This is a genomic window from Microbacterium sp. ANT_H45B (assembly GCF_008369345.1).
GTDB lineage: Bacteria > Actinomycetota > Actinomycetes > Actinomycetales > Microbacteriaceae > Microbacterium.
The window spans coordinates 788,417-807,631 of sequence record NZ_VOBK01000003.1; the positions used below are offsets into that span (position 1 = coordinate 788,417).

General features: G+C 68.9%; 19 protein-coding genes. 7 read left to right on the forward strand and 12 right to left on the reverse strand.

All coding sequences use genetic code 11. From position 1 onward, the window contains the following. Positions 1 to 9: 9 nt before the first annotated feature. The 4 genes from FQ142_RS15745 to FQ142_RS15760 all read right to left on the reverse strand — a co-directional run bounded on the left by FQ142_RS15745 (position 10) and on the right by FQ142_RS15760 (position 4,787). Positions 10 to 1,449 carry a GH1 family beta-glucosidase gene (locus tag FQ142_RS15745; RefSeq protein ID WP_149424050.1) on the reverse strand — a complete coding sequence of 480 codons (1,440 nt, stop codon included), beginning with the start codon at positions 1,447 to 1,449 and terminating at the stop codon, positions 10 to 12. Continuing rightward, positions 1,446 to 2,333 carry a carbohydrate ABC transporter permease gene (locus FQ142_RS15750; protein WP_149424051.1) on the reverse strand — a complete coding sequence of 296 codons (888 nt, stop codon included), beginning with the start codon at positions 2,331 to 2,333 and terminating at the stop codon, positions 1,446 to 1,448. Before FQ142_RS15750 ends, FQ142_RS15745 begins: the two co-directional genes overlap by 4 nt. After that, positions 2,330 to 3,370 (reverse strand): carbohydrate ABC transporter permease, encoded by a 1,041-nt coding sequence (locus FQ142_RS15755; protein WP_149424052.1) that lies wholly within the window; start codon positions 3,368 to 3,370, stop codon positions 2,330 to 2,332. The genes FQ142_RS15750 and FQ142_RS15755 overlap by 4 nt, the downstream gene beginning before the upstream one ends. Positions 3,371 to 3,470: 100 nt before the next feature. Continuing rightward, on the reverse strand, positions 3,471 to 4,787 hold the full coding sequence (locus tag FQ142_RS15760; protein ID WP_149424053.1) for an ABC transporter substrate-binding protein: 1,317 nt from the start codon (positions 4,785 to 4,787) through the stop codon (positions 3,471 to 3,473). A 242-nt stretch (positions 4,788 to 5,029) separates the two neighbouring features. Between FQ142_RS15760 and FQ142_RS15765 the strand changes: the two genes are divergently transcribed. From FQ142_RS15765 to purQ, 3 genes are all read left to right on the forward strand, one after another. Then, a complete protein-coding gene (locus FQ142_RS15765) occupies positions 5,030 to 5,560 on the forward strand; it encodes an adenine phosphoribosyltransferase (RefSeq protein WP_045254383.1) in 531 nt (176 codons plus the stop codon). Between the two features lie 80 nt (positions 5,561 to 5,640). Further along, positions 5,641 to 5,889, forward strand: a complete 249-nt coding sequence (gene purS, locus FQ142_RS15770) for a phosphoribosylformylglycinamidine synthase subunit PurS (protein ID WP_149424054.1) — start codon at positions 5,641 to 5,643, stop codon at positions 5,887 to 5,889. After that, entirely contained in the window at positions 5,886 to 6,593 is a 708-nt protein-coding gene (purQ, locus tag FQ142_RS15775) for a phosphoribosylformylglycinamidine synthase subunit PurQ (RefSeq protein ID WP_149424055.1), read from the forward strand. The genes purS and purQ overlap by 4 nt, the downstream gene beginning before the upstream one ends. A gap of 596 nt (positions 6,594 to 7,189) precedes the next feature. On the opposite strand, the gene FQ142_RS15780 is transcribed toward purQ, so the two are convergent. Continuing rightward, entirely contained in the window at positions 7,190 to 8,455 is a 1,266-nt protein-coding gene (locus FQ142_RS15780) for a hypothetical protein (protein WP_149424056.1), read from the reverse strand. Positions 8,456 to 8,823: 368 nt separating this feature from the next. On the opposite strand from FQ142_RS15780, the gene FQ142_RS15785 reads away from it, so the two are divergent. Next, positions 8,824 to 10,485: a glycoside hydrolase family 13 protein gene (locus tag FQ142_RS15785; protein WP_149424057.1), complete on the forward strand. Its 1,662-nt coding sequence runs from the start codon at positions 8,824 to 8,826 to the stop codon at positions 10,483 to 10,485. 89 nt (positions 10,486 to 10,574) lie between these two features. Then, the gene (locus FQ142_RS15790; RefSeq protein ID WP_056413560.1) at positions 10,575 to 11,582 is read left to right on the forward strand and encodes a LacI family DNA-binding transcriptional regulator; all 1,008 of its coding nucleotides are present in this window, start codon (positions 10,575 to 10,577) and stop codon (positions 11,580 to 11,582) included. 15 nt (positions 11,583 to 11,597) lie between these two features. Here the strand turns inward: FQ142_RS15790 and nhaA are convergent, their stop codons facing one another. Continuing rightward, a complete protein-coding gene (nhaA, locus tag FQ142_RS15795; RefSeq protein WP_262492172.1) occupies positions 11,598 to 12,890 on the reverse strand; it encodes a Na+/H+ antiporter NhaA in 1,293 nt (430 codons plus the stop codon). A 66-nt stretch (positions 12,891 to 12,956) separates the two neighbouring features. Further along, positions 12,957 to 13,130, reverse strand: a complete 174-nt coding sequence (locus FQ142_RS17545; RefSeq protein ID WP_188042437.1) for a hypothetical protein — start codon at positions 13,128 to 13,130, stop codon at positions 12,957 to 12,959. 86 nt (positions 13,131 to 13,216) lie between these two features. Between FQ142_RS17545 and FQ142_RS15800 the strand changes: the two genes are divergently transcribed. Then, positions 13,217 to 13,624, forward strand: coding sequence for an arsenate reductase ArsC (locus tag FQ142_RS15800; RefSeq protein WP_149424058.1), 408 nt, complete (start codon positions 13,217 to 13,219; stop codon positions 13,622 to 13,624). Between the two features lie 133 nt (positions 13,625 to 13,757). Here FQ142_RS15800 and FQ142_RS15805 read toward each other — a convergent pair whose 3' ends face one another. From FQ142_RS15805 to fdxA, 3 genes are read right to left on the reverse strand one after another with little or no spacing between them, the layout of a single operon-like run. Next, a complete protein-coding gene (locus FQ142_RS15805; protein WP_149424059.1) occupies positions 13,758 to 14,387 on the reverse strand; it encodes a superoxide dismutase in 630 nt (209 codons plus the stop codon). Between the two features lie 38 nt (positions 14,388 to 14,425). Then, positions 14,426 to 14,947, reverse strand: coding sequence for a flavin reductase family protein (locus tag FQ142_RS15810; protein WP_149424060.1), 522 nt, complete (start codon positions 14,945 to 14,947; stop codon positions 14,426 to 14,428). Positions 14,948 to 14,959: 12 nt separating this feature from the next. Beyond that, positions 14,960 to 15,286 carry a ferredoxin gene (gene fdxA, locus FQ142_RS15815; protein WP_149424061.1) on the reverse strand — a complete coding sequence of 109 codons (327 nt, stop codon included), beginning with the start codon at positions 15,284 to 15,286 and terminating at the stop codon, positions 14,960 to 14,962. A 76-nt stretch (positions 15,287 to 15,362) separates the two neighbouring features. Between fdxA and soxR the strand changes: the two genes are divergently transcribed. Continuing rightward, positions 15,363 to 15,848 carry a redox-sensitive transcriptional activator SoxR gene (gene soxR, locus FQ142_RS15820; protein ID WP_149424062.1) on the forward strand — a complete coding sequence of 162 codons (486 nt, stop codon included), beginning with the start codon at positions 15,363 to 15,365 and terminating at the stop codon, positions 15,846 to 15,848. Positions 15,849 to 15,864: 16 nt separating this feature from the next. Here soxR and FQ142_RS15825 read toward each other — a convergent pair whose 3' ends face one another. Then, positions 15,865 to 18,111 (reverse strand): glycoside hydrolase family 3 N-terminal domain-containing protein, encoded by a 2,247-nt coding sequence (locus FQ142_RS15825; RefSeq protein ID WP_149424063.1) that lies wholly within the window; start codon positions 18,109 to 18,111, stop codon positions 15,865 to 15,867. Next, a complete protein-coding gene (locus FQ142_RS15830) occupies positions 18,111 to 19,214 on the reverse strand; it encodes an ABC transporter permease (RefSeq protein WP_188042438.1) in 1,104 nt (367 codons plus the stop codon). The genes FQ142_RS15825 and FQ142_RS15830 overlap by 1 nt, the downstream gene beginning before the upstream one ends. Between the last annotated feature and the right edge of the window lies 1 nt (position 19,215).

Here is a 19,215-nt window from a genome sequence, read left to right on the forward strand (position 1 = left end):
CGACCGGCGTCAGAGAGCGCGAGCGGCGATGATGCGAGCGTACTCCCGCCCGGAGTCCTTCACGCTCCGCTCCTGGGTGTCGTAGTCGACCCGCACGATGCCGAACCGCTTGTCGTATCCCCAGGCCCATTCGAAGTTGTCGAACAGCGACCAGTAGAAGTAGCCGCGCACATCGACTCCGGCATCGACCGCGTCGAGCACCGCCGCGAGATGCAGTCGCAGGAACTCGGTGCGGTCGTCGTCGTGCACACGGGTCTCGCCGTCGGCGACCACGGCGACGTCGTCGTACGCGGCGCCGTTCTCGGTCAGGGAGAGCACGACACCCGCAGGCTCCGCGTACTCGCTCCAGATCCGCTGCAGGAGTCGGGTGAGCCCCTCGGGCTGCACCTCCCAGTTCTGGGCCGTGCGTGGCAGACCGCGCTCGACGGCGTGGATGCGCTCGAATGACGGGTACGGGCTGCGCACAGCGCGGCCGGTGTCGGGCACGCTCTCGACGGCGGCACGTTCAGGAGCCTCTCCTGCGAGAAGGTCGCCGTGATAGTAGTTGACGCCCTGCGTGTCGATGCGCTGCGCGATCGTGGCCAGGTCGCCGTCGCGCACGGCCTCGTGGAACCGCGCCACCGCCTCGGGGTCCACGATCCGGATGTCCTCGACGATGTCCGCCGGGTACTCCCCGCGGTAGATCGGATCGAGGAACCAGCGATTGAACTGTCCGTCGACGCGCCGGGCGGCGTCGACGTCGGCAGGGTTCGTCGGGTCTGCCGGGTCGGCGACCGTGTGGTTGAGGGTGATCCCGAGGTTCAGGCTCGCGTCGCGACCGCGCAGCTCGCGCACGGTCTCACCGTGGGCGAGCAGCAGGTGGTGGGCCGAGAGCAGCCCCTCGGCGACGCTGGTGTGCCCCGGCGCATGCTCGCCGCCGGTGTAGGAGAGGAACGACGAGCACCACGGCTCGTTGAGCGTCGTCCACACGTTCACCCGGTCCCCCAGCGCGTCGTGCATGGTTCCGGCGTACTCGAGGAAGCGCGAGACCGTGTCGCGGTTCGTCCAGCCGCCGATGTCCTGCAGCGCCTGCGGCATGTCCCAGTGGTACAGGGTCAGCCACGGCAGGATGTCGTTCGCGAGCAGCTCGTCGACGAGGCGCTCGTAGAAGTCGACGCCCTTCGCGTTCACGGCTCCGCCGTCGGGCCGCACCCGAGACCACGAGGTCGAGAACCGATAGGTCTGCAGCCCGAGGTCCTTCATGAGCGCGACGTCCTGCGGATGCCGGTGATAGTGATCGCACGCCACATCGCCGTCGTCGCCGCCGATCACCGCGCCGGGGACACGGCAGAACGCGTCCCAGATGGATGCGGTGCGCCCGTCCTCGAACGCCGCCCCCTCGATCTGATAGGCCGCGGTCGCGGCACCGAACAGGAAGTTCTGGGGGAAGGCACGGGTCACAGAGGTCATCCTTTCACCGCGCCCGCCATGATGCCACTGACCAGCTGCCGTCCGGCGACCACGAAGAGCACCAGGAGCGGAAGGGTCGCGAGCACCGCACCGGCGAGCACGATGGAGTAGTCGATGTAGTACCCCGACTGCAGCTGGCTGAGGGCCGTCTGCAGCGTCGGGTTCGAGGGCGACAGCACGATCAGCGGCCACAGGTAGTCGGTCCACGCGGTCATGAAGGTGAAGAGACCGAGGATCGCCATGGCCGGACGCGCGGCCGGGATCGCGACCGTGAGGAACGTGCGGAACTGGTTCGCCCCGTCCATGCGTGCGGCCTCGATCAGCTCGTCGGGGATGACGTCGACCAGATACTGCCTCATGAAGAACACCCCGAAGGCGGTGACGAGCGTGGGGACGATGACCGCACCGATCGACCCGGTCCAGCCCAGCTCGCGCATCAGCATGAACAGCGGGATGATGCCCAGCTGTGTCGGGATCGCCATGGTCGCGATCACGAAGATCATCAGTCCGTCGCGTCCCTTGAACCGCAGTTTCGCGAATGCGTAGCCCGCGAGGGTCGAGAACGTCACGACCGAGAGCGTGATCACACTCGAGATGAGGAACGAGTTGCCGAGCGCGAGCCAGAACGGGATCGCGTCGAACACCTTGGCGGCGTTCGCGAGGAAGTTGCCGCCGGGAATCAGCGGCAGGGTCTCGCCGCGGGTCGAGTTCGTGCCGCTCGCGACGACGAGCGACCACCAGAGCGGGTAGACGCTGCCGATGATGAAGGCGGCGAGGAGGCCGTAGGTGAGGAAGCCGGGGCGGCTGCCGATGCCGGCGGTTCCTCCCGCGACGGCGCGGCGGCGGATCTTCTCCGGCACGCTGAGTGCCTGGGTGGCGGTCATCGCGCCCCCTCCTTGTCGGTCGAGCGGACGCGGCGGCGCGCGGCGCGGTTGCGGCGGTCGTCTCCGGTGGAGATGCTGCGGGAGATCGCGAAGTTCAGCAGCCCGAATCCCACGATGAGCAGGAACAGGAGGATCGCGACGGCGGAGGCCTTGCCCAGGTCGAGGCGGAAGAACGCCAGCTCCCAGAGGAAGAGGACCGTCGTCTGGAACTGCCTGTCGCTGCCGCCGATGCCACCTGCGGTGGAGACGTCGAACAGTTTCGGTTCGGCGAAGATCTGCAGACCGCCGATCGTCGAGGTGATGATCACGAAGATCAGGGTCGGACGGATCGTCGGGATCGTGATCGAGAAGAAGCGTCGCGCGGATCCCGCGCCGTCGATGGCGGCGGATTCGTAGAGCTCACGCGGCACCGACTGCATGGCGGCGAGCAGGATCAGCGCGTTGTACCCGGTCCATCGGAAGTTCACCATCACCGCGATCGCGATGTGCGAGAGCGCGGTGTCCTCCTTCCACTGCTGGTCGGCGATCCCGACGAGGTTCAGGAGGTTGTTGGCCAGCCCGTCGGCCTCGTTGAAGATGCTCGAGAAGATGAGCGCGACCGCGACGGGCGTGACCACGAAGGGGATGAGGACGCTCATGCGCCAGAACGTCGGCGTGCGCAGACCTCGGTCCAGCAGGTAGGCGATGAACAGGGCGACCGTGAGCTGCGGGATCGCGGAGAGCAGGAAGATGCTCAGGGTGTTGAAGATCGAGTTCCAGAACATCCCGTCGCCGAGGATCTTGGCGAAGTTGCCCACGCCGACGAAGTCGCCCTGCCCTTTGAGCAGGTTCCAGTCGTGGACGGCGACCCAGATCGTGTAGAGCAGCGGGAAGAGTCCGACCAGCCCGAAGAGCAGGAAGAACGGGGAGATGTAGAAGTACGGGGACGCGCGCTGATCGAACCGTGAGACGCGGTGACGCCAGGGGCGCTTCGACGCGGCATCCGTCTTCTGCTGCGGAGCGGATGCCGTCGACCGGCGCTCTTCAGTGAGGGTCATGAGAGTTTCCTGGTTTCCGGAACCTGGGTCCCTGGGCGTGTGGATGGAGGGGCGTCTCGTCCCGCTCGGCACCGCCGAACGACACGAGACGCCCCGTGGATCACTGGGTGACCAGGTCGTTCAGCAGCCCCAGCGCCTTGTCCCACGCGCCCTTCGTGTCGACCTCACCGAGGTCGAGGCTCTTCAGAGCGGGTCCGAAGACGTTCTCCTGGATGACCGAGTCCTCGGCGCCCTTGAACTGCGCGACCACGCCCTTGGCACGCTCGGCGAGGATCGCACCGGTCGGAGCGTCGTTGAAGAACGGGTTCGGCGTCGCCTCCGCGGCGAGCGTCTCCTGCGCCTTCAGCGTCGAGGGGAAGTTGCCCGCCGCCGCGGACTGCTTCACCTGCTGCTCGGGCTGCGTCAGCCAGTCGGCGAGCTCCGCAGCCGCCTCCTGGTGCGTCGAGCTCTCCGGGATCGACAGGAACGCGCCACCCCAGTTGGCGGCTCCTCCGGGGAACACGTCGGCGAAGTCCCAGCCGGTCTCGGCGTCGCCGCCACCGGCCTCGACGGAGCCCTTGACGTTGCCCAGCATCCAGCCGGGGCACACGAACACCGCGAAGGTGCCGTCGACGAACGACTTTCCGCCGTTCCAGTCCCAGGCCTTCTGAGCAGCGGACTGGCCGCCCTCGGTGGCCGCACCGAGCAGCGCGAAACGCTCCTCGAGCTCGTCGTTGCCCTCGACGTTCAGCTTTCCGTCAGCGGTGTAGTACCCCTCGTCGAGCTGGTTGACCATGGCGTTCCAGACGAATCCGGAGTGGTCGTACCAGGCCTTCCCGGTCTTGGCCGTGTAGTCGGCGCCGACCGTGAAGAAGTTCTCCCAATCGCCGTCGAGCAGTTCGGCGACGCCCTCGCGGTCGCTGGGGAGTCCCGCCGCCTCGAGAGCGGAACCGTTGAAGCAGATGCCGCTCGGGCCGATGTCGGTGCCGTAGCCGATCACGCGACCGTCGGCATCCGTGCCCTGCGCGTACTTCCAGTCGACCCAATCGGCCTTGCGGTCCTCGATGCCGAAGTCGCGCAGGTCGACGAAGGTGTCGGAGACGTCCATGATGGCGCCGAGCCAGCCCTCTTCGATCGCGACGATGTCGCTGAGTCCGGATCCGGCGGCGATCTTGGTGAAGGCGTCGGTGCGGGCGTTTCCGCCGGTGTCGATGTTGTTCGCCTCGATCGTGACGTTCGGGTGCGCCTTCTCGTATTCGTCGTAGAGGTCCTCGTAGCCGAAGGTGCCGAAGGTCGTGACGGTCAGGGTGACATCCGCGTCGCTCGCGGCACCGTCGCCTCCGTTCCCGTCAGCGGGGGCGCAGCCGGCGAGTGCGAGGGCGGCGACGGATGCTGCGGCTGCCGCCGTCAGGATCCGGGTGCGGGCACGTGTGTTCACAGTTCACTCCTTTGTGGTGGGTCGTGCAGGGGGTGCAGGTGGTGCGATGGTGGGGCGCTCACGATTCGTGGGAGCGCTCCCACGCTTGATGAGCGACTCTATGGGAGCGCTCCCACGAAAGTCAAGCCCCGCTCGTCGCGTCCATGACTCAGCACGAATGCTCCGTAAGCTCCCGCTCGTCGCCGTCGTCCCCGAGTCCGGCGTGATTCTGCTGAGTTGTGAACGCGGCGTACCCTTGTCCAGTGCCCGACACCGAACTCTCCCCCGCTCTCGTCCGCGCCGCATCGCTGATCCGCAGCATCCCGGACTACCCGGAGGCGGGGATCATCTTCCGCGACATCACGCCGCTGCTCGCCGACGCCGAGGCGCTGCAGGCCACGACCGAGGCGATCATCGCCCCGTTCGCCGGGCAGTTCGACGTCGTCGCCGGCATCGAGGCACGGGGGTTCATCCTCGCCGGGGCTGCGGCGATCGCAGCGGGTGTGGGACTCATCCCGATCCGCAAGGCGGGCAAGCTGCCCCGCCCCGCGGCATCCGTCGACTACGCCCTCGAGTACGGCACCGCGACGATCGAGATGCACGACGATCTGCCCGCCGGGTCCCGCGTGCTGCTCATCGACGACGTCCTCGCCACGGGAGGCACCCTCGCGGCCGGACGCCAGCTCGTCGAACGCCTGGGCAGCCATGTGGTCGGCATCTCGGTGCTGTTCGAGATCGACGGACTGGGTGGGCGCGACGCCATCGGCGATCTGCACACCGTGTTCCACGCCTGAGGGCCGACCCCAGGGAATCGGGCGAGTCGCGAGCCGGTAGACTGGTCGCGCCCGTCCGCCCGCGACTTCCGGAGCCGTTCATGCCCACCATCGTCGTCGACGTCATGCCCAAGCCCGAACTGCTCGACCCGCAGGGGAAGGCCGTCTCCGGCGCCTTCGCCCGCCTGGGCATCACGGGGTTCTCCGATGTCCGCATCGGCAAGCGCTTCGAGCTCACCGTCGAAGGCGAGGTCACCGACGAGGTGCTCGCCGAGGCCCGCCGCATCGCCGACGAGGTGCTCTCCAACTCCGTGATCGAGGACGTGGTCGGCATCGAGGTCACCGAGTGACCGTCCGCATCGGGGTCGTCACCTTCCCGGGCTCGCTCGACGATCGCGACGCACAGCGCGCGGTCCGCATCGCGGGCGCCGAGCCCGTCGCCCTGTGGCACGGTTCGCACGACCTCGAGGGCGTGGACGCGCTCGTCCTCCCCGGCGGATTCAGCTACGGCGACTACCTGCGCGCCGGTGCGATCGCCGCCCTGTCGCCGATCATGTCCGAGGTGAAGGATGCCGCCGCCAAGGGAATGCCCGTGCTCGGCATCTGCAACGGCTTCCAGATGCTCGTCGAGGCGCACCTGCTGCCCGGCGGCCTGATCCGCAACGACCACCAGCACTTCGTGCGTCGCGACCAGAAGCTCACGGTCGAGAACTCCGACACGGCCTGGACCAACCGGTTCCGCACCGGCCAGGAGATCGTCATCCCGCTCAAGAACGCCGACGGCGGATACATCGCCGACGACGAGACGCTCGACCGCATCGAGGGAGAGGGACTCGTGGCCTTCCGCTACGCGGGCGTGAACCCGAACGGCTCGCTGCGCGACATCGCCGGACTCACCAACGAGGCGGGCAACGTCGTCGGACTCATGCCGCACCCCGAACACGCGACCGAGGCGGGCTTCGGCCCCGACACCTCGGTGGCCATGCGCTCGGGCATCGACGGCGTCGACTTCTTCGCGAGCGCCATCGCCGCGGTCGCACGCGTCGCCGCCTGAGCCGCAGACGCACGCGCGGGCCTGCGTAGGCGGCGCCAGTTCGGCATCCGCGCCCTGCGCAGGCGGGGTCGATTCCGCATCCGGCACGCACGCGGGGTCAGTTCGGCATCCGAATCGCCCTAATCCGATGCGATTTCGACCCCGCACCTTATGGGTGCTGGAAAGACGCCGGCCCACGCGCCCGGGCACGGGGTCAATTCTGCACCCGGGCACTCAGGCGGGCTCGATTCCGCATCCGGCACACACGCGGGGTCAGTTCCGCACCCGAATCGCCCTAATCGGATGCGGTTTCGGCCCCGCACCACACCGTGGTACCGGGCGATGCCAACCCTCGCGCCGAGCGGCGCCAGTTCGGCATCCGGGCACTCAGGCGGGGTCAGTTCGGCATCCGCGCCCGGGCGGGGTCAGTTCGGCATCCGGGTACGCGCGCGGGGTCAATCCCGCATCCGAATCACCCGAATCCGATGCGAATTCGACCCCGCACCACGTGGGCGATGCGATTTCGACCCCGCAGCGACCCGCGGGTGCGGAACTGACCCCGCACCGATCAGGACGGGCGCGGGAGATGCCGTGAGGTGCGCCGCGACGCGCGTGGGTCAGGGCGTGGACAGCGCGAACGGGTTGTCGCCGGCGGCGGCGAGCAGGTACCAGGCGGTCGCTCCGGTGTGCAGGCTCGCGTAGTAGAGATCCCCGAAGCCCGAGTCGAGGCCGTCGGTGGATGTCGCGACGATGCCCTTGCCGTCGCCGTTCTCGGCGTCTCGCTGCCCGAGGCGGATGCTGTCGAGCAGCGCCTCGGCCCGCGCGGCGTCACCGTCTGCGCCGCGCAGCTTCAGGGCGAGCGCCAGATGCCCGCTGCCCTCGAACCACACCTTCGACACGTCGCTGTCGCTGATCGAGGGGCCCTGGTATTGACCGTCGGTGGCGACGAGGTGCGCGAGCGCCCAGTCCACGGCCGCGTCGTAGCGGGCATCACCGGTCGCGAGCGAGGTCCACGTCTGCGAGTCGAGTGGCACAGGCCGCGTGTTCACGGTGCTCCCGTCGAGCAGCGTCCCGGTGTCGACGTGACCGTCGCCGCTCTGCATGGCCGCCACGAAGTCGGCCGCGACCGCCGCACGGTCCGCCCAGATCTGATCGCCGGAGAGCTCCGCGAGCTGGGTGAAGAATCCCGCGATGTCGCTGTTGTGCTCGGTGGACTTCCACTCGAGCGAGGTGCCGTCCTCGAGCTGGCCGCCGGTGTACCCGTAGGGTGCGCGCACCATGTCGGCGGTGTTCGTCTGGATCCACTGCGCGGTGCGCAGCGCCCCGTCGAGATACCTCTGCTCGCCGGTCGCGTGGAACAGTCGGGTCAGGGCCATGCCCACCCACGCCTGGTTGCCGGTGAAGGAGCCGGGGCCGGTGATCTCGACCCGCCCCTGGCGGATGCCGTGGGGCTCGTACGAGGCCCTGGTGCGCCCGTCGCCGATGGGGTCGTTCTCCTGCACGAACAGCAGCGCGTCGCCGATCGCCTGTGCGCGGCGGATGTCGTCGGGCAGGCCGCGAGCGGTGTATGCGATCACCACGAGTGCGTCGTCGTAGACGAACGAGGGGGTGAAGTCCCAGGTCGGCAGGTCGGTGAAGAATCCGCCCTCGTAGCTCCGTGGAAGACAGCGGCCCTCGCCGTCGCAGAACTGGTCGACGCGCGCGTCGAGGAACTCGTAGGCGAGCGAGACCGAGAGAGTGGGGTCGGGTGTTCCCGCGTCGGTCGACGGGTCCGCATCGGCGGAGGCGCCGATGCCCACGGACACGGCACCCGCCAGCACGACGGCGGCGACGAGAACCGTCGAGACCGTACGTCTCGCCGGACGGCGCAACGACCCGTGCATCGTGACTCCCTCGGTCGGAACAGCGGTCCGAGTGCGGGCCCCGCAGGCGACCAGGAGGTCACACTGAAAATGCTCGCATATCAGCGAGACGCACGGAAGTGGACGAAAGGCCAGTTTCTCGTTTCACCGGCGTGTCGCGTCACTTTTCCGAGCCATGTCGTCGCGACCTCCTCCGGCACGGTCCGCGTGCAGGATCGGGGCACGGATGCAGGGTCGAAAACCGTCACTCATCTCTGCATCCGCGCCCGGGTCCTGCAGACGGCTCCGGGCACGGATGCCGAGCGCCCAGACCCCTTCCCGACATCCGTGCCGAATCGATTCGATCTCAGTCCTGGCATAGCTGTAAGCGTTTGCACTACTCTGAGGACATGGCACAGCTTGAGCAGATCGCAGCCCCCGGTTCCGAGTGGTGGCGCAGCGCGGTCATCTACCAGATCTACCCCCGTTCGTTCGCCGACGCCTCGGGCGACGGCATCGGAGACCTGCCCGGCATCACCAGCCGACTCGACTCCCTGAAGGAGCTCGGCGTCGACGCGATCTGGCTGAGCCCGTTCATGACGAGCCCGCAGCGCGACGCCGGCTACGACGTCGCCGACTACCGCGACGTCGACCCCCTGTTCGGCACGCTCGACGACTTCGACACGATGCTGAACGAGGCGCACACCCGCGGCATCCGTGTCGTCGTCGACCTGGTCCCGAACCACTCGTCGGCCCAGCACGCATGGTTCCAGGAGGCGCTGAGGGCGGCCCCGGGCAGCCCCGAGCGCGCGCGCTACATCTTCCGTGACGGCAAGGGCGAGAACGGCGAACTCCCCCCGAACAACTGGGAGTCCGTGTTCGGCGGCGGCATGTGGGAGCGCGTGACCGAGGCCGACGGCACCCCCGGCCAGTGGTACCTGCACATCTTCGACCCCACGCAGCCCGACTTCGACTGGAACAACGAAGAGGTGCGCGAGGAGTTCCGTTCGATCCTGCGCTTCTGGCTCGACCGCGGCGTCGACGGCTTCCGCGTCGACGTGGCCCACGGCATGATCAAGGCCGACGGCCTTCCCGACTACACCCCGCCGGCCGACGCCGACTCGATGGGCGGCGGCGAAGCCGACGTCCCCTACTGGGGCCAGGACGGCGTGCACGAGATCTACCGCGACTGGCACCGGGTGCTCGCGGAGTACGACGGCGACCGCGCCCTCTGCGGCGAAGCGTGGATGCCCACGCTGACGCAGACCGCGCTGTGGGTGCGCCCCGACGAGATGCACCAGACGTTCAACTTCCCGTACCTGATGACGGAGTGGGACGCGAAGGCGCTCGGCGACGTCATCCGCGAGTCGCTCGACGCCTTCGGCGCGGTCGGCGCCCCCAGCACCTGGGTGCTGTCGAACCACGACGTGGTGCGTCACGCCTCGCGCCTCGCGCTCACCGACGACAACCCGCAGGGCGAGGGCATCGGTCCGAACACCCCGCACAAGCCCGACACCGCCATCGGGCTCGCCCGTGCCAGGGCGGCGACGACCGTGATGCTCGCGCTGCCGGGCTCGGCATACCTCTACCAGGGCGAAGAGTTGGGCCTGCCGGAGGCGATGGAGATCCCCGACGCGTTCCGTCAGGACCCGACCTGGTTCCGGACGAACGGCGAACGGTACGGACGCGACGGATGCCGCGTGCCGCTGCCGTGGGAGGCGGAGGCCCCGGCCTTCGGCTTCAACGAGACCGGCGCCTCGTGGCTGCCGCAGCCCGCCGACTGGGCCACGTACTCGCGCGACGTGGAAGAGGTCGACCCCGCCTCCACGCTCGCGCTCTACAAGCGCCTGCTCGCCGGACGCCGCGAGTACGGCTTCGGCAGCGGATCCCTCGTCTGGGAAGACGCAGGAGCGGATGCTGTGGCCTTCCGCCGCGGCACCGTGCACGTGCTCGCGAACCTGGGCACCGAGCCGATCCCGCTGCCGGCCGACGCCTTCGTGCTCCTGCAGAGCCAGCCGTTCGACGGTGGATCCGTGCCGGTCGACACGGCCGTCTGGTACACCACGGCGTAACGCGGCATCCCGCCCTGTCGCCGTTTCGCACAGCCCCGGCATCGCCCGGCTGCGCGAGCGGCGACAGGAACGGCTCGGAGAGGAACCCCATGACGAGCATCGATGAGGTCGCCCGGCTCGCCGGTGTCTCGACCGCCACGGTCTCGCGTGCCCTGAGCGGTCGCGGGCACGTGTCGGAGTCGGCACGCCTGCGCGTGCAGGAGGCCGCCTCGGCGCTCGGCTACGTCGTCTCGTCGCGCGCCTCGAGTCTGGCATCCGGGCGCACGCGCAACATCGGGGTCATCGTGCCCTTCCTCGACCGCTGGTTCTTCAGCACCGTGCTCTCGGGGGTCTCGGCCGCGCTGATGCGCGAGGGCTACGACATCACGCTCTACAACATCACCGCCGACGAGGATGTGCGCCGGCACGTGTTCGACACGTTCCTGCGCCGCCAGCGGGTGGATGCGGTGATCGCCGTGTCGATCGAGCTCGACGACGACGAGACGCAGCACCTGCTCGATCTGGGGCTGCCGGTGATCGTCATCGGCGGTCCGAACTCCCAGCTCGACACCCTGACCGTCGACGATGTGGCCGTCGCACAGCTCGCGACCGAGCACCTGATCGCTCTCGGTCACCGCGACATCGCGCACATCGGCGCGAACCCCGAGTTCGACCTCGACTTCCACATCCCCACGAACCGTCGACTGGGTTTCGAGAAGGCGTTGGCGAAGGCCGGCATCCCGCTGAATCCGGCCTTCCTCGAACCTGCCGACTTCACCGTCGAGGGCGGCTACCGCGCCGCGAAGCAGCTGCTCGGTCGCCCGGGTCCGCGCCCCACCGCGGTGTTCGCCGCATCCGACGAGATGGCGGTCGGCGCGATCCTCGCGGCACGCGACCTGGGCTTCGCCGTGCCCGAAGACCTCTCGGTGGTCGGGATCGACGGGCACGAGCTCGGCGAGTTCTTCCGCCTGACGACCGTCGACCAGTTCCCCCTGGGCCAGGGCGAGCGGGCGGCGGACGCCGTGCTCGCCAAGCTCACCGAGGGCGAGGCCGCCGGCATCCCCGCGGCGCTCCCCTTCGAGTTGAACGTGCGAGGCACGACAGCGCGACTCGTGTGAGCCGAGCCGAGCCGGTCAGAGGTCGTGACCGCCCGGGTCGAGCTGCCGGCGACGGGCACGGGAACTGCGCGTCGCGAGGATGCTGCCACCGATCACCGCCGCGATCAGCGACCCGAGAAGCACGCCGATCTTGACGTGCTCGTCGGCGACCGAGCTGGCGCCGTACGCGAGTTCGCCGACCAGCAGCGAGACGGTGAACCCGATTCCGGCGATGAAGGCCATGCCCGTCAGATCCCGCCACCGCAGCGTCTCGTCGAGGCGCAGGGCGGGAATGCGGCTCAACAGGAACGTGGTCACGAGGATGCCGATCGGCTTTCCCGCCACGAGTCCGACGATGATGCCGATCGCGATCGGATCGGTCAGCGCCGACCGCAGCCCGTCGAGGCCGCCGATCGTCACACCCGCGGCGAAGAAGGCGAACACCGGGACCGCGAACAGCGTCGCGACGACACCCCACCGATCGGCGAAGTGCGGTGCGAGGCCGTCGTACAGCGGCTCGCCCTCGGCGTCCTCTCCCACCTGCACGCGTGCACGCTCCGTGGGCACGACGGGGACCACGAAACCGAGCAGGACACCGGCCACGGTGGCGTGGATCCCTGCGGCATGGATGCACACCCACACCGCGACGGCGAGCGGCAGCAGAATCCACCACGCGCGCACGCCCTTCTGCACGAGGAACGCGAAACCGGCGAGAGGCAGCAGCGCGAGGGTGAGCCAGGGCAGGCTGATCGTGTCGGTGTAGAACGTCGCGATGATGGTGATGGCGATCAGATCGTCGATGATCGCGAGGGTCAGCAGGAAGACCCGGAGCGCGGGAGGAAGGAACCTGCCGACGACGGCGATCACCGCGACGGCGAAGGCGATGTCCGTCGCGGTCGGGATCGCCCACCCGCGCAAAGCGTCTGCACCGTTGCCGGCGTTGATCACCGCGAAGATGACCGCGGGTACGATGACACCCCCGACCGCCGCGGCGATCGGCAGCGCCGCCTGACGAGGATCACGCAGGCGCCCCGTGACGAACTCCTCTTTCAGCTCGAGGCCCACGACGAAGAAGAAGATCGCCAGCAGACCGTCGGCCGCCCAGGCGCCGACGCTGAGGTCGAGGTGCAGCTCGGGGATGCCGAAGGTGACGTCGCGCACGGACTCGTACCACGACACCGCCGGGGTGTTGGCGAGGATCAGGGCCGCGACGGTGGCGGCGAGCAGGAACGATCCGCCGAGAACGTCGCTGCGGGCGTTGGAGCGGATGCCCCGCCACAGCTCGTGCGGAGCCAGACGGAGGCGGGGACGGGTGGGAGAAGTGGACACGGGAAGACCTCACGCGGAAGAAGGGGTGGATGGCGCAGGAGACCACCGCCCCGGATGAGGCGTGGTCTAGCCGCGTGGCGGCGGGCAGCCCGCGATCTCGCCGTGCGAGAGAGTGCCCCACACACTGGTCCAGCCGTTCGTGCCCGGGTGCATCACGACGCGCATCCATTCCTTCATCGGCGTCGCCGAGCGCAGCTCATGCGGAGCGCGCGCCGAACCGGCGATCGAGAGGAGGGCCACACCGCAAGCCTATCCGGGGTCGGCTGGATGCCGTCAGCATCTGCACGCGTCCTCGACCCCGCCCGCTCGCTTACCCTGGAGACATCATGACGACCACAGCCATGCCCTCCGTCCTCTTCGTGTGCGTGCACAACGCCGGGCGCTCGCAGATAGCCGCCGGGTTCCTGCGCGAGATCGCCGGCGACCGCATCGAGGTGCGCTCAGCGGGATCCATGCCCGCCGACCAGATCAATCCGGTCGCCGTCGCCGCGATGGGCGAGCTCGGCATCGACATCACCGCCGAGGCGCCCAAGGTGCTGACGACCGAGGCGGTGCAGGCATCCGACGTCGTGATCACGATGGGATGCGGCGACGCCTGCCCGTTCTTCCCCGGCACACGGTATGAGGACTGGGAGCTCGACGACCCGGCCGGTCAGGGCATCGACGCCGTGCGACCGATCCGCGACGACATTCGACGCCGCATCGAGGCGCTCGCGGGCGAGCTGCTCGCCTGACGCACCCGGCACCGGCGCACCCGGAACGGATGGCTGAACATTTCCCGCGGGGCTGGCGGATGCCGCGGCATCCGCCAGCCCCGCGGGATTCCGTCAGCCGAATGAACGGCTGACCGGATCTCCCGCGAGCAGGTCAGCGGGCGACGATGAGCCCTGCGGTCTTCTCCTGCACGGACTGGAAGCGGCGCTGCACGTCGGACCAGTTGACGAGTTCCCAGAACGCCTTGACGTAGTCGGCGCGCACGTTGAGGTAGTCGAGGTAGTACGCGTGCTCCCAGACGTCGAGCTGCAGCAGCGGGGTGACGCCGAGCGGTGCATTGCCCTGCTGGTCGAACAGCTGGAAGATGACGGGTCGAGCACCGACGCTGTCCCAGGCGAGAACCGCCCAGCCCGAGCCCTGCACGCCGAGCGCGGTCGCGGTGAAGTGCGCGCGGAACGCGTCGATCGATCCGAAGGCATCGGTCAGCGCGGCCTCCAGCTCGCCCTCGGGGTTGCCGCCGCCGTCGGGCGACAGGTTCTCCCAGAACACCGAGTGGTTGATGTGTCCGCCGAGGTTGAACGCGAGGTCCTTCTCGAGCTTGTTCACGGCGGCGAAGTCTCCCGACTCGCGCGCGCCGGCCAGCTGCTCGAGGGCCGTGTTGGCACCGGTCACGTAAGCCTGGTGATGCTTGGAGTGGTGCAGCTCCATGATCTTGCCCGAGATGTGCGGGGCGAGGGCCGAGTAGTCGTAGGGCAGCTCGGGGAGGGTGTACGGAGTGGTCATGCGTGTTCCTTTCGTTCGGATTTCAGTTCTGGGTGCGTTCAGTTCTCGTCGTGCGGCAGCGTGTGGAATCGGCGGTCGAGGTAGACGAGCGGTCGACCCGGCCGCCCGAGCAGCACCTCGTCGATCTCGGCGACCACGACGGTCGATGAGCCGACCGCGACCGTCGACATCGTGTGACCGCGCATCGCGGCGCGTGCCTCGGCGAGGTACGGCTCCCCGGTCGGAAGGGTGCTCCACCCCTGTTCGGGGGTGAAGCGGTCGGCCCCGCTCACCGCGAAGCTCTGCGCCAGAGCCGAATGCTCGTCATCGATGAGGTGCACGACGAACGACTCCGCGTTGAGGATCGCGCCCGCGCTGCCGGTGGCCCTGGTCACCGAGAACACGATCGCGGCGGGGTCGACCGCGACGGATGCGACGCTCGACGCCGTGAGGCCGACCGGGCCCGCAGGGGTCATCGCGGTGATGATCGCGACCCCTGCCGGATGCGCACGGAAGGCGGCCTTGAGTCCCTCACCGACCGGGGAGGGGACCGGGGCCGCGGGATGCTGGTCAGTGCTCATTCGGGTTCCTGCTCATTCTGGTGCGCCCTGGGGCGGAAGGACTGTGATGATCGGATGATCCCGCTCGATGACGCCGAGCTTCGCGGCGCCGCCCGGGGATCCCAGCTCGTCGAAGAACTCGACGTTGGCCTTGTAGTAGTCCCGCCACTCGTCGGGCAGGTCATCCTCGTAGTAGATCGCCTCGACCGGGCAGACCGGCTCGCACGCGCCGCAGTCGACGCATTCGTCCGGGTGGATGTACAGCGAGCGCTCGCCCTCATAGATGCAGTCCACCGGACATTCGTCGATGCATGCACGATCCTTGACATCGACGCAGGGTAGCGCGATCACGTATGTCATCGGTCACTTCCTGTCGCGGTCACATGTGCAACCGTAAGACCTCAAGTACGCTTGAGGTCAAATCGAGGAGGTCGAGATGACCGCAGAGACAGATTCCGATCGTGCCCTCCACGGCCCTGACGAGCCGCTGACGATCGGCGAGATGAGCAGACGCACGGGCGTCGCGCCGTCAGCCCTGCATTTCTACGAGGGCCTCGGGCTCATCGCATCGACGCGCACGGCCGGCAATCAGCGCCGCTACGCGCGCCACATGCTGCGCCGGGTGTCACTCATCACGGTCGCGAAACGCCTCGGCATCCCTCTCTCCGACGTGCAGGACGCATTCGCCGACGTCCCCCTCACGCAGACACCCAGTCACGAGGACTGGCAGCGCGCATCGCGCCGGTGGAAGCGCGAGCTCGAGAAGCGCCGTGAGGGCATCGAGCGGCTCGAGCGCGAGCTGACCGGATGCATCGGCTGCGGCTGCCTGTCGATGAAGGCGTGTGGGCTGCTCAACCCCGACGACGCGCTCGGCAGCCAGGGTGCAGGACCCCGGCGCCTGAGTGGCGACGAGGACGCCTGAGCGCCCCCGTCACCACTCAGGCCACCGAGAACGCGGCGCTCAGCAGCACGTCGTCGCGGGAGCTCGGTCCGACCAGGAGGGCGAACTCTCCGGGCTCGACGAGGCGCGTTCCCGCGGCATCGACGATCGAGCAGTCGGCCACGGGCACCTCGACCCGCACGACGCGACTCTCCCCCGGCGCCAGATCGACCTGCCGGTAGGTCTTGAGCTCCTTGTCGGTCCAGCTCACGCTCGTCACGACATCGCGCACGTACACCTGCACGGTCTCGCGCACCGGACGCGCGCCGGTGTTCGTCACCGTCACGTCTGCCACGACGGTATCGCCGAGCGCGAGAGCATCCGCCGCGAGCACGAGCTGCGAATAGTCGACCGTCGAGTACGACAGCCCCTCGCCGAACGCCCAGGCCGGGGACTGGGTGAGATCGGCGTAGCGGTCGCCGTGCTGTCCGCGGATCTGGTTGTAATAGGTCGGCTGCTGTCCGACATGGCGCGCGAACGAGATCGGCAGGCGCCCCGACGGCTCGACCGCGCCCGTGATGACCTCGGCGAGCGCGCGACCGCCCTGCATGCCCGGATTCGCGGCCCAGATCACGGCGGCAGCGCGCGAGACGGATGCCGGGAGCACGAGCGGCTTCGATGCGAGCAGCACGACGACGACCGGCGTTCCGGTGGCGATCAGCGCATCGAGCATCGCGTTCTGCCCGCCGATCAGCTCGAGGGTCGCGGTGGAGCGTCCCTCGCCGACGAGCTCGATGCGGTCGCCCACGACCGCGACCACGATGTCGGATGCCTCGGCGTCCGCCACCGCCTCCGCGATCAGCGCCTCGTTCGCCTCGGCCGGCACGACCACAGGCGGCCGGGGCTGCCCGTCGGGGAAGGTCGCACCGAGCGGATCCTCCTCGAGGGTGAGGATGTCGGCGCCACGGGCGTGGCTGACGGCCCATCCGTCGACGCCCGCGACTCCGTCGAGCACGGTCGTGATCATCTCGCGCGGCTGGCCGTCGAGCCAGCCGGCCTGACCCGATCCGCCGGCCCAGTCGCCGAGCTGCGTCTGCGCGTCGTCGGCGAGCGGCCCCACCACCGCCACTTTCAGCGCCGCTGCGGCGTCGAGCGGCAGCGTTCCGTCGTTCTCGAGCAGCACCAGCGAGCGGCGGGCCGTCTCGAGGTTGAGCGCGGCGTGCGCGGCGCTGCCGACGACCGCATCCAGCCCGTCCTGCGGCAGACGGGGGTCTTCGAAGAGGCCGAGCTCGAACTTCAGGGTCAGGATGCGGGCGACGGCGTCGTCGAACGCGTCTTCGGCCAGCATCCCGTTCGCCACCGCGTCGAGGGCTCCCTGGAAGAAACCGGGCGTGTTCATGATCATGTCGTTGCCGGCGCGCACCGCCGCGGCGGACGCGTGCACGTAGTCGGGCTGTACCTGCTGCTCCCACACCATGCGCCCGACGTTGTCCCAGTCGGTGATGAGCGTGCCGGTGTAGCCCCATTCGCCGCGCAGCACGTCGCTGAGCAGCCAGTCGTTGACCGTGATCGGCACGCCGTCGGTGGTCTGGTAGCCGAGCATGAACGTGCGGCACCCCTCGCGGGCGACCCGCTCGAACGGAGGCAGGAACCACGACCGCAGCTTGCGTCGCGAGATGTCGGCCTCACTGGCGTCGCGCCCGCCCTGGGTCTCGGAGTACCCGGCGAAGTGCTTGGCCGTGGCGAGGATCGCGGTCGGGTCCTCCAGCCCCCGCCCCTGATAGCCGCGCACCATGGCCGAGGCGAGCTCCCCGATCAGGAAGGGGTCTTCGCCGAAGGTCTCGTCGATGCGCCCCCAGCGCAGGTCTCGCGCGATGCACAGCACCGGAGAGAACGTCCAGTGCACGCCGGTCGCCGCGACCTCGACCGCGGTGGCCCTGGCGACCTGCTCGACGAGGTCGGCATCCCACGTCGCCGCCATGCCGAGCTGAGTGGGGTAGATCGTCGCCCCGGGCCAGAACGAGTGGCCGTGGATGCAGTCCTCCCCGACCAGCAGCGGGATGCGCAGCCGTGTCTGCGACGTCAGCTCGTTCGCCCGGACGATGCGCTCGGGCGAGGTGTGCAGGATCGAGCCGACGTGGCGACCGAGGACGTGGTCGTCGAGGTCGTCGCGCGCGTCGAGCTGCAGCATCTGCCCGACCTTCTCCTCGACCGTCATGCGGTCGAGGAGGTCGGCGACGCGGGCGGCGACCGGCAGTTCGGGATCGAGGTAGGGCAGGGATTCGGTCAGTGTCTGAGAGGTCATCACTTCTGAGTATTCGGGTTCTGGATCTGGGTCGTCTGAGAGGTCGCCGGGTCGGCGCCCGCGACCGGCACCTCGCGCACCGCCGTCACCGGGGCGTTCACGTCGAGCCCCTTCTTCTTCATGGCGCGGGCACGCTCACCCGCCGACCGCAGCCTCGGGTTCACGTACTCGTCGACGCCGAAGTTGATCAGCGACAGTGCGACGCCGATGATCGCGATGCAGAGACCTGCCGGCACGTACCACCACCACAGGCGCGGGAACGCGCCGTTCTGCTGCGCCCAGAACAGGATCGTGCCCCAGTTGAGATTGCTCACGGGGATCACGCCGATGAAGGCGAGGGTGGTGAGACCGAGGATCGCCGCGGTGACCGTGCCGACGAAGCTCGACGCGATCAGTGCCATCAGGTTCGGCAGCATCTCGACGGTGATGATGCGGTGCAGCGGCTCGCCGTTGGCGCGGGCCGCCTGGATGAAGTCGCGGTTGCGCAGCGACATCGTCTGCGCCCGCAGCACGCGCGCGCCCCAGGCCCATCCGGTGAGGCCCAGCACCGCGGCGATCACGATGAGCGGCGGGTTCTCGAACTGCGAGGCGACGATGATGATCAGCGGAATGCCGGGGATCACCAGGAACACGTTCGTGAGCGCCGAGAGGGACTCGCTCTTCCATCCGCGCACGTACCCGGCGATGACGCCGATCGTGATCGCGATGACGGTCGCGATGATCGCCGAGAGGAATCCGACGACCACCACGCCGCGCGTGCCGAAGATGAGCTGGCTGAGCACGTCCTCACCCATGTGCGTGGTGCCGAGCCAGTGGTCGAAGGAGGGCGCCTGGCGCAGTGCTGTGCGGTCCTTCTGCGTGGGGCCGTAGGGGGCGAGCAGCGGAGCGAAGATCGCGACCAGCACGAAGACCCCGAGGATGATGAGCCCGGCGATCGACTTCGGATTGCGGAACATCGCGAACGCCTGCACCAGCTGCGTCCAGAAGGTCTTGCGCGGCGGTGCCGTGTCACCGGGCGTGCGGAACGTCGCCGTCTCCGGCATCCCCGTCGGGATCATGCGTCCGTCTGGGGCGGTGTTCTCGGTCGAGGTGGGAACGCTCATG

Bases quoted from the DNA above. Each gene is read 5' to 3' on its own strand.
- FQ142_RS15745 (WP_149424050.1), bottom strand. From the start codon at position 1,449: ATGACCTCTGTGACCCGTGCCTTCCCCCAGAACTTCCTGTTCGGTGCC.
- FQ142_RS15750 (WP_149424051.1), bottom strand. From the start codon at position 2,333: ATGACCGCCACCCAGGCACTCAGCGTGCCGGAGAAGATCCGCCGCCGC.
- FQ142_RS15755 (WP_149424052.1), bottom strand. From the start codon at position 3,370: ATGACCCTCACTGAAGAGCGCCGGTCGACGGCATCCGCTCCGCAGCAG.
- purS (WP_149424054.1), top strand. From the start codon at position 5,641: ATGCCCACCATCGTCGTCGACGTCATGCCCAAGCCCGAACTGCTCGAC.
- FQ142_RS15780 (WP_149424056.1), bottom strand. From the start codon at position 8,455: ATGCACGGGTCGTTGCGCCGTCCGGCGAGACGTACGGTCTCGACGGTT.
- FQ142_RS15785 (WP_149424057.1), top strand. From the start codon at position 8,824: ATGGCACAGCTTGAGCAGATCGCAGCCCCCGGTTCCGAGTGGTGGCGC.
- FQ142_RS15790 (WP_056413560.1), top strand. From the start codon at position 10,575: ATGACGAGCATCGATGAGGTCGCCCGGCTCGCCGGTGTCTCGACCGCC.
- FQ142_RS15800 (WP_149424058.1), top strand. From the start codon at position 13,217: ATGACGACCACAGCCATGCCCTCCGTCCTCTTCGTGTGCGTGCACAAC.
- FQ142_RS15805 (WP_149424059.1), bottom strand. From the start codon at position 14,387: ATGACCACTCCGTACACCCTCCCCGAGCTGCCCTACGACTACTCGGCC.
- FQ142_RS15810 (WP_149424060.1), bottom strand. From the start codon at position 14,947: ATGAGCACTGACCAGCATCCCGCGGCCCCGGTCCCCTCCCCGGTCGGT.
- fdxA (WP_149424061.1), bottom strand. From the start codon at position 15,286: ATGACATACGTGATCGCGCTACCCTGCGTCGATGTCAAGGATCGTGCA.
- soxR (WP_149424062.1), top strand. From the start codon at position 15,363: ATGACCGCAGAGACAGATTCCGATCGTGCCCTCCACGGCCCTGACGAG.
- FQ142_RS15825 (WP_149424063.1), bottom strand. From the start codon at position 18,111: ATGACCTCTCAGACACTGACCGAATCCCTGCCCTACCTCGATCCCGAA.
- FQ142_RS15830 (WP_188042438.1), bottom strand. From the start codon at position 19,214: ATGAGCGTTCCCACCTCGACCGAGAACACCGCCCCAGACGGACGCATG.